This window comes from Caldisalinibacter kiritimatiensis (genome assembly GCF_000387765.1).
GTDB classification, from domain to species: Bacteria; Bacillota; Clostridia; order Tissierellales; family Caldisalinibacteraceae; genus Caldisalinibacter; species Caldisalinibacter kiritimatiensis.
The window spans coordinates 1-13,386 of the sequence record NZ_ARZA01000235.1 but is presented as its reverse complement, the minus strand read 5'-3'; the positions used below and the strand labels follow the sequence as shown (position 1 = coordinate 13,386).

General features: G+C 30.9%; 14 protein-coding genes. 12 read left to right on the top strand and 2 right to left on the bottom strand.

The genetic code is table 11. The annotated features are described in order from the left end of the window. Positions 1-400 precede the first annotated feature (400 nt). The 5 genes from L21TH_RS10470 to L21TH_RS14105 all read left to right on the top strand — a co-directional run bounded on the left by L21TH_RS10470 (position 401) and on the right by L21TH_RS14105 (position 4,226). Complete coding sequence (locus L21TH_RS10470) at positions 401-1,225, top strand: hypothetical protein (RefSeq protein WP_006315641.1); 825 nt, start codon at positions 401-403, stop codon at positions 1,223-1,225. A 264-nt stretch (positions 1,226-1,489) separates the two neighbouring features. Further along, positions 1,490-2,329: a hypothetical protein gene (locus tag L21TH_RS10465; RefSeq protein ID WP_006315640.1), complete on the top strand. Its 840-nt coding sequence runs from the start codon at positions 1,490-1,492 to the stop codon at positions 2,327-2,329. A gap of 528 nt (positions 2,330-2,857) precedes the next feature. Then, positions 2,858-3,460 carry a hypothetical protein gene (locus tag L21TH_RS10460; protein WP_162138494.1) on the top strand — a complete coding sequence of 201 codons (603 nt, stop codon included), beginning with the start codon at positions 2,858-2,860 and terminating at the stop codon, positions 3,458-3,460. Between the two features lie 2 nt (positions 3,461-3,462). After that, complete coding sequence (locus tag L21TH_RS10455) at positions 3,463-3,708, top strand: hypothetical protein (protein WP_034429904.1); 246 nt, start codon at positions 3,463-3,465, stop codon at positions 3,706-3,708. 410 nt (positions 3,709-4,118) lie between these two features. Further along, positions 4,119-4,226: an XRE family transcriptional regulator gene (locus tag L21TH_RS14105; RefSeq protein WP_155848366.1), complete on the top strand. Its 108-nt coding sequence runs from the start codon at positions 4,119-4,121 to the stop codon at positions 4,224-4,226. A 151-nt stretch (positions 4,227-4,377) separates the two neighbouring features. Here L21TH_RS14105 and L21TH_RS14350 read toward each other — a convergent pair whose 3' ends face one another. Next, the gene (locus L21TH_RS14350) at positions 4,378-4,533 is read right to left on the bottom strand and encodes a hypothetical protein (RefSeq protein WP_006315636.1); all 156 of its coding nucleotides are present in this window, start codon (positions 4,531-4,533) and stop codon (positions 4,378-4,380) included. Positions 4,534-4,731: 198 nt separating this feature from the next. Beyond that, on the bottom strand, positions 4,732-5,277 hold the full coding sequence (locus L21TH_RS10450) for a GNAT family N-acetyltransferase (RefSeq protein WP_081627963.1): 546 nt from the start codon (positions 5,275-5,277) through the stop codon (positions 4,732-4,734). 326 nt (positions 5,278-5,603) lie between these two features. Between L21TH_RS10450 and L21TH_RS15115 the strand changes: the two genes are divergently transcribed. The 7 genes from L21TH_RS15115 (at position 5,604) to L21TH_RS10410 (ending at position 13,135) form a co-directional block, all read left to right on the top strand. Next, positions 5,604-6,728 carry a methylated-DNA--[protein]-cysteine S-methyltransferase gene (locus L21TH_RS15115; RefSeq protein WP_006315634.1) on the top strand — a complete coding sequence of 375 codons (1,125 nt, stop codon included), beginning with the start codon at positions 5,604-5,606 and terminating at the stop codon, positions 6,726-6,728. Positions 6,729-6,960: 232 nt separating this feature from the next. Next, the gene (locus L21TH_RS10435) at positions 6,961-7,986 is read left to right on the top strand and encodes a LacI family DNA-binding transcriptional regulator (protein ID WP_006315633.1); all 1,026 of its coding nucleotides are present in this window, start codon (positions 6,961-6,963) and stop codon (positions 7,984-7,986) included. A 182-nt stretch (positions 7,987-8,168) separates the two neighbouring features. Beyond that, positions 8,169-8,837, top strand: coding sequence for a deoxyribose-phosphate aldolase (deoC, locus tag L21TH_RS10430; RefSeq protein WP_006315632.1), 669 nt, complete (start codon positions 8,169-8,171; stop codon positions 8,835-8,837). A gap of 21 nt (positions 8,838-8,858) precedes the next feature. Next, entirely contained in the window at positions 8,859-10,031 is a 1,173-nt protein-coding gene (locus L21TH_RS10425) for a phosphopentomutase (protein ID WP_006315631.1), read from the top strand. Between the two features lie 10 nt (positions 10,032-10,041). Further along, positions 10,042-10,431, top strand: coding sequence for a cytidine deaminase (locus L21TH_RS10420; RefSeq protein WP_006315630.1), 390 nt, complete (start codon positions 10,042-10,044; stop codon positions 10,429-10,431). A 20-nt stretch (positions 10,432-10,451) separates the two neighbouring features. Then, on the top strand, positions 10,452-11,777 hold the full coding sequence (locus L21TH_RS10415; RefSeq protein ID WP_006315629.1) for a pyrimidine-nucleoside phosphorylase: 1,326 nt from the start codon (positions 10,452-10,454) through the stop codon (positions 11,775-11,777). 137 nt (positions 11,778-11,914) lie between these two features. Beyond that, positions 11,915-13,135: a NupC/NupG family nucleoside CNT transporter gene (locus L21TH_RS10410; protein ID WP_006315628.1), complete on the top strand. Its 1,221-nt coding sequence runs from the start codon at positions 11,915-11,917 to the stop codon at positions 13,133-13,135. The last annotated feature ends 251 nt before the right edge of the window (positions 13,136-13,386 follow it).

Below are 13,386 nucleotides of genomic sequence, written 5' to 3'. Positions count from 1 at the left end.
TAGACTATGCATATAATAACACTATACAAAAACAATGGTACAAATGTACTATATAAACACTATTTACAAATATTAGAAACTGAATTACAATAAAGTTAACGGTAAATCAAATAATATAAACACAAATTGAACGGAGAGATGAACATGGAGTTATTAACAATAGGTGAAAAAATAAGGTTGATGGAGGGTTGAGGGGATAAAAGTTTAGTAAGTATTATGTTTATTTAGATATAAGAAAGGGGTGAAAATATGTTATATCCAAGAGCACCAAATGAAAAAAGTCTACTAACTAATATGTTACTTAACTTAAGTATACTGTGAATATAAAAGGTTTTTAAAATTAAGGCATCAAAGTTACTCTGAATTTTTGGTATTGCTAATACAAAATGGGGGTTAGATTATGAAAAAAATTGTTAGCATTTTATTGGTCTTTACCGTTCTCACGTTCTCGACAACTGGGGTTTTTGCAGCTACTACTTATAGCTCACAGGTATCTTATGCAATGAAATCTTCTATATTGGCAAATAAGATGCTCACCCCAAAAGAGGCTTTTCAAATTGAGTCGGAAATTGCTATATTAAATAATTATCACATAGATACATCAATCATTAAAAGAGTTAATATGAAGGCAAGGGGTAACGAATATATCTTAAACTATAAGAATGTTGATGAAAAAGTAATTATAGAAAGCAGTGATAATGAAAGTATAACTATTGTTGCTAGTGATGGAAAAAAAAGTAATGTGATTTCTTTTATGAAGGACGGTAGTATTATACTTGATGGATATAAAGTTCAACTATCTCAAGTAGATCAGATGGATACGAATATAGCTGTTATGGCAAACGGAACAGTTTGGAAAAGTGAGAAGTCTCTTTCTCCATATGGTAGTTTAACGCCTTCTGATTATGACGATTATTTGAGTTCGGGAAAACAGAATATTGATCTAGGAAAGGCTCTAGACGAGCTTACAATTACTGCCTTATCAGCGGTTATCGGCTTACTTCACCCTTATTTAGGAATAGCAGTATCGTTGGCAACCGTAGCTCGAGGCGTTTATAATGTTCTTGTTGAAGTAAATCCTGAAACTGAGTATTTGGGTTGTGCATATATAACTTACATAGCTGGAGCCAGTGATTACAAATATATTAATAAATTTTATGCGAATAAAGAATGTACAGGAACGTATCGTAAAGAAATCAGCTATGAACACTTTATAGTTTATTAAAAGTGCTGATTGTATTAATGAAGATGCAAGATTTTTAGATAGAGTAAAATAAAGTGAACCAAAGTATATAATAAAAAGGTAAAGTCATCGGTAACTCTTAATAAGGTAATTGTCTAGAAAACCACAAAGGAGTAGATAAACCGATGGCTTACCTGAGGAATGACTTCAAGCAGATAAATCTGTTGAGATTTTCAAGGTTTTCACGTACATTACTTGATACTATCGTTTTTTTATTGGAAGAATAGGGGGGGAGATTGGATAAAAATGATGATTAAGAAGAAGAACTATAAAAATAAAATAGTTTATAATAATTATCAGTTTTATGAGAATGCTGCATTGGCTGGATTTATAGAGAAGCAGACGACAGAAGGATATAGTCTTTGTGGCGCAATGGGAAAATTTTTAAATATACTAAAATTTTGTTATGCAAAAACTGAAGTGCCAAAGTCATATGCTATTTTTCGCAAGCATTTAGATGAAGAGATAGATGAAGAGATTGAAAAAATAAAAACTGGAAATGGTAAAATGATATACCAGAACAATATATATATCATATTCGAAAATGCTTCTAGCGAAGTTGGTGAAAGGAAATCAGAAATGATTGAAAAAAAGCAAAATATTTTACTTGGTGTTCCCATAAAAAAATCTATAGCTTTCGTTTTTATGTTGTTTGTGATTTCTGTAATCAGTTTGGTTCTGAAAATATTATTGATAGAAGACGGAAATTTATATTTTAATCTTTTGAGCTTAGGGCTTTACTTGGCTTTAATTATTACTTTCCTTTTTTATTTTATAGGTGATTTACACGATATTATTGCAGGTAAGGGAATATCTATAGATGGTAAAATGTATTTTTCTAGACGTACAAAATTTAAAGATATATTGTTTCGCATTGGTGATATACTTAAATTTGGAATATTATTGGGAAGTATTTGCATCAGCGTTGCGCTTTTGTTAAATATAAAGGATGGAGTCATAGCGATTAATGTTTTTAGAATGTGGTTGATATACTGTATCATTGGTTATACATCCAGGTTACGGTTCCAACGATCCTATATATCTTTGCTGGTAATTGAAGTGTTTCTAATAACACTTAGCTTCTGATAAAATAGAATCAGGAATTATGTTGTTTTACTGGTGTTAGTATTGCTTATAATAATAAATGGTACAAATGTACTATATAAACATTATTTACAAATAACAGAAAGTAAGTTACGATAAAGTTAACAGTAAATAAAATAATATAAACATAAGTTAATAAGTATACATTAAGGGTTAAGATATCTGCTTATGTAGTAGCCATTGTACAAACTTTAATGTATAAGCAACCTTCACCTAATAAAGATTAGATTAACTCAGAAAATGTTCCAAAAAAGTATAAAATTCACTCTTAATTTATGAAGGGTGAGATTATGTTATATCCAAGAGCACCAAATGAAAAAAGCCTACTAACTCAAATAAATGCCGGCTAGCATGTTTGACAGAGTTAATAGGCTACTTAATATAAGTATACTGTAGATATAAAAGATTTTCAATATTTGGGTGTTAAAAATTACTCTAAACTTTTGACACTACGTAAAGTTATAAGGGGGAAATAAAATAAAAAGATTAATTTCAATGTTTTTAGTTACTATGATGATATTTGTTATTACTGTACCATCATTTGCTATTAGTGAGAAAGGAGATAGTGACTATATAAAATATAAAAATGCATTAGAAAATGTGGAAAAAAGTAATATTTCTGAGGAAGAAAAAACTATAATGAAAAAATTAATAAATGAAAAATACCAGTATATAGTTGCAAAGAAGAATGGCAAAGATTCTGAAATGCCAAAAGAAGAATTTACAATGATACAATCTACAAGTTCTTCTAATCCGTTTGAATGCATAGCTACTTATACAAAATCTGTAGATGATATTAAACATGATGCTAATACTCTTATGGCATTAGGTACACTATCAAGTGGTATTGGATTTTTTGCTAAAAAGGTTCCTCTAATTGGATGGGGAGTTTCAGCAACAGGAGCCTTCTTTCAGATAGCTGGAGCAACTGTTTGGTTATCTGTTTCGGACTTAGAAGATGACGCTGTGTATACAGGGGAGAACTGGTTCAGATGGACAGATGAAACAAATTATGAATATGAAGTATATACTAAAACATATGTAACTTATGATGGAGAATTAATTTCAGAAGTTGAGAAAAGTGGTATACAGCAAGGGGATTGGAATGAATAAAAATGAACAAAGATGATAGTAATTATGTAAGTCTAATAAGATATATATTATATGTGGTATTGATGATTACAGGAGTTATGACTCTTATTAATCAAGAGAATTTAGTTTATATGCTTATAGCAGTAATGGTTACTTCTATATTTGGAATTTTTACTGAACTATTATCGCAAAATAAAAAGTTGATGAAAATCGTTACAAATTTGGTTATTTTAATACTATTTACCCTTGTATATATAAATATGAGATAGTTTAGCCAATTTTTAATTTTAGAAGGTAGTGTAAAAAATCTGTGCTTAAGTAAAAAACAAAACTCCTTTCTGGCAATAATTAACATTAGAAATCAAAACCAGAAAGGAGTTTTTCTATGTCAACATTACCAAGAGAAGTTTTAAGAGAAATGATTAAGGTTGGTAACTTAAAAACAGCTGATAATCTTCATTCTTTTCATTAGTTAATTTATCTTGTATTTCTAGACCTATCAAAGTATTTTGTTTTATAGTTCTCCATTAATCTGTAGACTATGCATATAATAACACTATACAAAAACAATGGTACAAATGTACTATATAAACACTATTTACAAATATTAGAAACTGAATTACAATAAAGTTAACAGTAAATCAAATAATATAAACACAAATTGAACGGAGAGATGAACATGGAGTTATTAATAATAGGTGAAAAAATAAGAAGGTTAAGAAAAGAGAAAAACATGTCATTAAGGGAACTAGGTGAAGACTTTGTTATATACAAGAGCACCAAATGAAAAAAGCCTACTAACTCAAATAAATGCCGGCTAGCATGTTTGACAGAGTTAATAGGCTACTTAATATAAGTATACTGTAGATATAAAAGATTTTCAATATTTGGAAAGTTAAAATTTATTCTAAACTTTTGACACTATATAAATATTATTCTTAACATGCCCAGCTATTTTCTAGTTCAGCAATTAAATTAGCACATTCAACAATCATATCAATAACATTGTTATCGCAGTAGTTCCCTTTTTCATGCTCTATATCAATTTTTTTCTGAAGTTCTTTTATTTTACTATATTTTTCCTCTATTGTCATATTCATATCTCTCCTTTATAAAAATGAACTTAATTATCCCAATTACTAAAATATATTACATCTTTATTATACTTATGCCCTTAAAATAAGCCAATAAACTTAATAAAGATTTTATTGTATTTACATAGATTTTACAGTTTTGAGGAAGATTTAACCATATAAAAAAACGAGTCAAAGGAATCCCCTTGACTCGTTTTTTTATCCTATATTTAAGTTTATACTATTTTCTATAAATTTTGCAAAGTAAACTGTACTAATATTATCTCCTCTATCATTATCAAACTTATGGATAAGTTTATATCCAAATTTCTCTAGAACCTTTAATTGAGGTATATTGGAGCTCCAAGTTCTTCTCACTATATATGGCAGGACTAAATCAGTAGGCAGCTGATTTTCAATAAAGTTATTAAGCATAGTTGCGATTCCTAACCCACGATAAGATGGATGAACACATGCAACTTTTACATAGTTACATGGAGTATATTGGGCTATCAATTCTTCATAATAATCATGAAAGAAAATTGAAAATCCAACAAGTTGCTCTTCCATAAATGCAAGAACATACTTAGCATTTTCTATAAATAGCCCTTCAAAATATTTTACAGGACCATTAGTACTATTTTCTCTTGAAGATAAAGTTGGATAAAAGTCTTTATCACACATACAAAGAAGGTCCCACATTTGAGCTTTAAAAGCTAAGATGTCTATATTATTATCAATAAATAATATTTTTATCTTGTTCACCCCATTTGATTTAATTTTTAATTAAATAAAAGTCCTATACTTTCTTAGTAGTCCTGCCCCACCTCCTTTACGTAAAGTTAGGAATCTGAAATAATTATATACCATAATATATGAAAGAACAAGAGAAAAATACAGAGTAAAATAGATATATTTTTAACACATCAATACACATGGATATATATGGACAATAAGGCTGATATATCAAAAAATATGTCCTGTATATTAACCTTAGTAAATTTATAGAGAGACTATACTTAGATAATCTCTAGAATAATGAAAAATGATATAATAGGATAAAATGAAGTGAATAGTAATGGGGTGAACAAATGTATAAGAAAATAGAGATTACAAAAAGGGAATTGGAGCATTTAAAAAGCTGTGACAAAAATATGAGAAAGCTAATAGAGTATGTTGGAGACATAGAAAGATATTATATAGAGGACCCATTTTTAGCATTAATCAATAGTATAGTATTTCAACAATTAGCCTATAATGCTGCAAATGCTATATGGAATAGGTTTCTAAGTTTATATGATAATATAACACCTGAAAAGGTAATAAATACTGAATTTGATACCCTTAGGAAATGTGGACTTTCAAAAACTAAAATTGAGTATATAAAAAATATTTGTAGAGCAATTATTAACAATGAACTTGATATAGAAAATATTGATAAATTAAGTGATGAACAAATTATTGATAAATTAGTAAAAATTAAAGGAATAGGAATTTGGACAGCTGAAATGTTTTTACTCTTTTCATTAAATAGAAGAAACGTATTAAGCTATAAGGATTTAGGGATAAGAAAGGGGATAAAATGGCTTTTTAATATGAAAAAGGAACCGACTAAAGATGAATTTGAAAAGATAAAAGAAAAATTTTCACCATATAACACAGTAGCTTCGTTATATTTGTGGGAAATAACTTCGAGAGGATTACTTAATTATGATAGTACAGATATTTTAGATAGAAATATAGGATATTTTGATTCACCTTTAGGACTTATAGAGCTTCAATCAAAGGATGGCAAGCTAGTAAGTTTAGATTTTGCAAAGGAAAAAGTACTTGAAGAAAAGTTAGATTCAGTACTAGAAAAGACTAAACAGCAGTTAAAAGAATATTTCACTGGAAAGAGAAAAAAATTTGATATTCCAATTGAGCTTAATGGCACTGATTTTCAAAAAAGAGTATGGAAAGAGTTAATGAATATTTCATATGGAAAAACATTAACATATAAAGAAGTTGCAGTGAATATAGGTAATAAAAATGCCAGTCGTGCTGTAGGTAATGCTAATAATAAGAATAAAATAGCTATAATCATTCCTTGTCATAGGGTGATAGGAAGTAGTGGTAAATTAATTGGATACGAAGGTGGATTATGGCGAAAAAAATGGCTGCTACAACATGAGCAACAAAGAGAGAACTCTAGCAAATCAACAGCAATGGAATAAAAAGGAAATGTCGAAAATTATAAAAAGATGTTGAAAGATTAATTAGAATAGTGTATAATCGATGTGAAAACGGTAACATGTTTATAATCATACTATTTTATTGTATAATATTACTAGAGGTTTGTAATAAAAGAAGTAAGAGTTTTAATAAATCTAGGCCATTTAGTTAAATTGAGCCTTAGCTGATTTTTAAGCACAAATGTAAACGCTTACACAATTAGAGGTGAATACTGTGGCAGTTACAATAGATGACATTGCAAAAGCAGCAGGAGTATCAAGGGCTACTGTATCAAGGGTTTTAAACGACTCTGGATACGTAAAGGATGAAACAAGAAAAAAGGTATTAAAGGCTATAAAAGAGTTAAACTATACTCCTAGCGCTATTGCTAGAAGTTTATCTAAAAAGAAAACAAATACAATTGGAGTTGTGGTTCCTGAAATAAATAACCCTTTCTTTGGTGAAATAATAAAGGGCGTAAATCAAGTTGCAGATGAACATAATTTAAACTTGATATTATGTAATACAGACGAAGATGTAGATAAGGAACTCAAAGCACTAAAATTACTAAAAGAACAGAGAATACAAGGTATACTGATAACCCCTACATCAACAGATAGTGATTATAATAGTGAATATTTATGGACAATAGAGAACTTAGGCATACCAGTAGTATTAATAGATGGACACGTTAAATACTCTAACTTTAATGGGGTTTTTATTGACCATATAAAGGGTGCTTATGATGCAGTAAAAACTTTAATCGATGAAGGACATGAAAAAATTGCAATAATTACAGGTAGAATGGATTCAAGGCCTGCTAAAGAGAGGTTAGCAGGATATAAAAAGGCTTTAAAAATGCATAATATACCTATAAGAGAAGAGTATATTTTTTATGGTGATTATACCCATGAAAAAGCCTATAAAATAACAAAAGAGATTTTAAAAATGAAGGATCGACCTACAGCTATCTTTGTAAGTAGTAATATGATGGTTTTAGGATGTATAAAGGCTTTTGACGAAGAGAATATACAAATACCTAAGGATATGGCAATTATAGGCTTTGACAAAGTAGAAGTTTTAAATATAATAGGAATGAACATAAGTTTTATTAATGGACCTACTATTGAAATGGGTAAAACTGCTATGAACATGCTTATAGATATTTTACAAAGTGGAAAAACCACAGAAACAGAGATAAAGACGATAAAGCTATTACCTCAATTGGTATTAAAGGGGTCTGAAAAGTTTATTGAATGACCCTGTATAAGTTTTTGCTGCATGTGTAACCGGTTACATATACGGAAATAATTAAATGCACTTTGATTTTCTAATCCAAATTACTATAAGGTATTAATTAATTTTTATTTCTAGGACAAATTTGTTTCATCTTAAGTTAAATATACATTTAATACTAATCCATAAAAAAGGAGATGATAAGAATGAAGCTGGAAAAATACATAGACCATACATTATTAAAGCCTGAGGCAACAGAGGAGCAAATAAGAAAGGTTTGTGAAGAAGCTAAAAAATACAAATTTGCATCAGTATGTGTAAATTCATACTATGTTCCATTAGTAAGCAAGGAGCTTAAAGGAACTGATGTTAAGACATGTGTAGTTGTAGGATTTCCATTAGGAGCTACAACAAAAGAGGTAAAGGCCTTTGAAACAAAACAGGCAATAGAAAATGGAGCTAACGAAGTAGATATGGTAATAAATATAGGTGCATTAAAGGATAAAAAATACGATGTAGTAAAAGAAGATATCAAAGCAGTAGTAGAATCTGCAAAGAATAAAGCATTAGTAAAGGTTATAATAGAAACTTGCTTACTAACAGAAGAAGAAAAAATTAAGGCTTGTGAGCTTTCAAAAGAAGTAGGAGCGGATTTTGTTAAGACTTCTACAGGATTTTCAACAGGTGGAGCAACAGTTGAGGACATAAAGCTTATGAGAGAAACGGTAGGACCAGAAATGGGAGTAAAAGCATCAGGAGGAGTAAGAACAAAGGAGTTTGCAGAAAAAGTAATTAATGCAGGAGCAAACAGAATAGGTGCTAGTTCTTCAATAGCAATAGTTGAGGGAATTAAAAATTCAAGCTCTGATTATTAATAAATACAAAGGAGGTATATTATGATTGATAGAGTAATATGGATTGTGTTAGACAGTGTTGGTATGGGGGAAATGCCAGATGCAGATAAGTATGGTGACGTTGGAGCAAACACTATAGGTAATGTATCAAAGGCTCTAGGAGGACTTAACATACCAAATTTAGAGAAGCTTGGACTAGGAAATATAGAAGGAATGAAAGGTGTTAATAAGGTAGAAAACCCATTAGGATGCTACGGAAGATTTGCAGAAATGTCAAATGGTAAGGATACAACAACAGGACACTGGGAAATGGTTGGTGTTTATTCAGAAAAGCCATTTCCAACATATCCAGAGGGTTTTCCAAAGGATATAATTGAAAAGTTTGAAAAGGAAACGGGAAGAAAGGTTATAGGAAATAAACCAGCTTCAGGTACAGTTATAATTGAAGAATTAGGAGAGGAACATATTAAGACAGGTAATTTAATAGTGTATACATCGGCTGATAGCGTATTTCAAATAGCTGCCCATGAAGAAGTTGTACCAGTAGAAGAATTATATAAAATATGTGAAATAGCACGTAATATACTAGTTGGAGACCATGCTGTTGCCAGAGTTATAGCAAGACCATTTGTAGGTGAACCTGGAAACTTTACAAGAACTGCAAATAGAAGAGATTTTTCATTAGTACCACCCCATGATACATTATTAGATAATCTTAAGAATAAAGGACTTAATGTTATGGCAGTAGGTAAAATTGAAGATATATTTTCAGGAAAGGGAATTACAGAAGCAGTACACACAAAGGATAACATGGACGGAGTAGATAAGACATTAGAATATATGAAAGAAGATAAAAAAGGACTTATTTTTACAAACTTAGTTGACTTCGATATGAAGTGGGGACATAGAAATAACTATAAAGCATATGGAAAAGGATTAGAAGAATTTGATGCAAGACTTCCAGAGATACTTGATGCAATGAGGGATACAGATGTATTAATCATTACTGCAGACCATGGATGTGACCCTACTACTGAAGGAACAGACCACACAAGAGAATATGTACCTTTTATAGCATATGGTAAAGAGCTAAAAAATAATGTTGACCTTAAGACAAGAAAGACTTTTTCGGATATAGGTCAAACAGTAGCAGACATATTTGATGTTGAGCCTATAAAGAATGGAGAGAGCTTCTTAAATATTATTAAAAAATAGGAGGCCAGATATGGATAAAAATTTACTTATTAGGAAGGCATTAGAGGCCAAGGAAAAGGCATATACTCCTTATTCAGGATTTAAAGTGGGAGCTGCTTTGATTACGAAGAGTGGAAAAATCTATACAGGCTGCAATATAGAAAACGCATCATATACACCTACTATATGTGCAGAAAGAACGGCTATTGCTAAAGCTGTATCCGATGGAGAAAGAGAAATAGTAGCTATAGCAGTAACAGGTGATTCAGAGTGGACATATCCATGTGGAGTTTGTAGACAGGTGATTAGAGAATTCGGTAAGGATGCAATAGTTATTGTGGCAAAATCAGAAGAAGAATATAGAGAATATAAGTTAAGTGAGCTGCTTCCACATAGCTTTGGTCCTGAAGACTTAAAATAATATTGTTTGAGGTGATGACTATGAGAATGTACGACATAATTATGAAAAAGAGAAATGGTGGGGAACTTACTACTGAAGAAATAAATTATTTTATAGAAGAATATACAAAGGGAAATATACCAGACTATCAAGTTTCAGCATTAATGATGGCAATTTATTTTCAAAAGATGAACAAAAGAGAAACTGCTGATTTGACAAAGGCAATGGTAAACAGTGGAGTAACAATAGATTTATCAGATATAAAGGGAGTAAAAGTAGATAAGCATAGTACAGGTGGTGTTGGTGATACTACTACACTAATCCTAGGACCTATAGTTGCAGCTGCAGGAGTGCCTGTTGCTAAAATGTCAGGTAGAGGGTTAGGTCACACTGGAGGTACTATAGATAAATTAGAGTCCTTTAAAGGTTTCTCTGTAGAAATGACAAGAGAGCAGTTTGTAAACAATGTAAATGACAAAAAGATTGCAATAGGAGGGCAAACAGCAGATTTAGCTCCAGCTGATAAAAAACTTTATGCCCTTCGTGATGTTACTGCTACTGTAGATAATATTTCTCTTATCGCTAGTAGTATTATGAGTAAAAAGATAGCAGCAGGGGCAGATGCTATAGTATTGGATGTAAAAACAGGTAGTGGAGCTTTTATGAAAGAAGAAGAGGCTTCCTTTGAATTGGCAAAAGAGATGGTTGACATAGGAAATAACGTAGGTAGAAATACTGTTGCTGTAGTAACAGATATGGACCAACCACTAGGTTTTGCAGTAGGGAATGCTTTAGAGGTAAAGGAAGCTATAGATACATTAAAAGGTGAAGGGCCAGTGGACTTAACTGAGCTATGCTTAACCCTTGGCTCACACATGTTAGTATTAGGTGGACAGGCAGAGTCAGTTGAAGAAGCAAGAAAAATATTAGAGGATATTATAAGCTCAGGTAAAGGATTAGCTAAATTAAGAGAGTTAGTAGAAGCTCAAGGTGGAGACCCATCATATGTAGATAATCCATCCTTACTTCCAAAAGCATCAATTGAACAACCTGTGATAGCAGCTAAAGAAGGATATATTAAGTCTATAAAGGCTGATGATATAGGAAAGGCAGCATTAGTTCTTGGTGCAGGTCGTGAAACTAAAGAAAGTGAAATAGATTTATCAGTTGGAATTGTTCTTCATAAGAAAATAGGAGACTATGTAAAAGAGGGAGAAGCAATTGCTACTATACATGCTAATTCAGAAGAAAAACAAAAGACAGCTGAAGAGATGATTTTAAGTGCTTATGAAATAGTTAGTGAAGAAGTAAAAAAGAACAAGCTAATAAAAGGAATAGTTACAAAGGATGGAATAAAAACATTTTAACTTTTATTAAATTGAATAGGGTAGCTTTAAAAACTACCCTATTCTTCATATAAATTCAATTATTTTACTAATATTACAAACGTTTTCAAAGAAAACCATAAATTAAAAACACTAAAGAAAAGAAAGGAGAAAAACAAATGGAAAATTTAATTAGTTTAGTAGGATTAATAATCATGATAGGTATTGCTTATTTAATATCTGACAACAAGAAGGCTATTAACTGGAAATTAGTTGGTACAGGTGTAGGAATGCAGATAGTTTTTGCTCTACTAATTTTAAAGTGGAAACCAGGTCAAATAGCTTTTAGTTACTTAAACGACTTAGTTACTAAGCTATTAGATTTTACTAAAGAGGGGACAAGCTTCTTAGTTGGTGACCTTCTTAATACAGAAAGCTTTGGTTACATTTTTGCAATACAGGTTTTACCTACAATTGTTTTCTTCTCTGCATTAATGGCAATTTTATATCATATAGGTATTATGGATAAAATCATAACTTTTATAGCAAAGTTCTTAGCTAAGTACTTAGGAACAAGTGGAGCAGAAACCTTATCAGCAACAGCTAACATATTTGTTGGACAAACTGAAGCACCTCTAGTAATTAAGCCGTTTATTAAAACAATGACAAAATCAGAGTTATTAACAGTTATGACAGGTGGTATGGCTACAGTTGCAGGTGGAGTTATGGCAGGATATGTGTCAATGGGTGTAGATGCTGGACACTTAATTGCTGCTAGTATCATGTCAGCACCAGCTAGTTTGGTTATTTCTAAAATAATGGTACCAGAAACTGAAACTCCTGTTACTAAAAATAACGTAGAAGTTGAGATGGATGAGATTGATGCAAATGTTATTGATGCTGCTGCTAGGGGAACAAGTGAAGGTTTACAATTAGCTTTAAACGTTGGTGCTATGCTTTTATCCTTCATAGCATTAGTGGCTTTATTCAATGCCATTATTGGATGGGTTGGAGGATTATTTGGTATGGACTATTTAAGTCTTGAATGGATATTAGGTAGATTATTTGCTCCATTAGCATATATTATGGGGGTACCAATGCATGATGCAATTGCAGCAGGTAATCTTTTAGGACAAAAAATAGTTATAAACGAATTCTTTGCTTATGCAAACTTAAGTGAACTAATAAACTCTAATTCATTAAGTCCAAGAACTGTTGTTATTTTAACTTATGCTCTTTGTGGTTTTGCTAACTTCAGTTCAATAGGAATCCAAGTTGGAGGTATAGGTGCATTAGCTCCAGAAAGACGTTCTGACTTAGCTAAACTTGGAATCAGAGCTTTAATAGGTGGTTCTTTAGCAGCATTCATGACAGCTACTATAGCAGGTATATTAATATAAGACTAGAAACGGGGAGTATTCTAAAGAAAGAATTCTCCCCGTTTTATATTAAAATGTAAAAATACACTTAATTGATTTGTACTTCTGTACCTAGTACCAAGCACCTAGCATCTAAAGTAGCTTTTAGGATAATTAAGCGAGAATCCTCCCTATTTCAATAGGGAGATGAATCGCTATTTTTTAAAATAATAACTATATGCATGAGTAAAAATAATATAATTCACGCTAGAACTTGCGTATATAATGTAAAT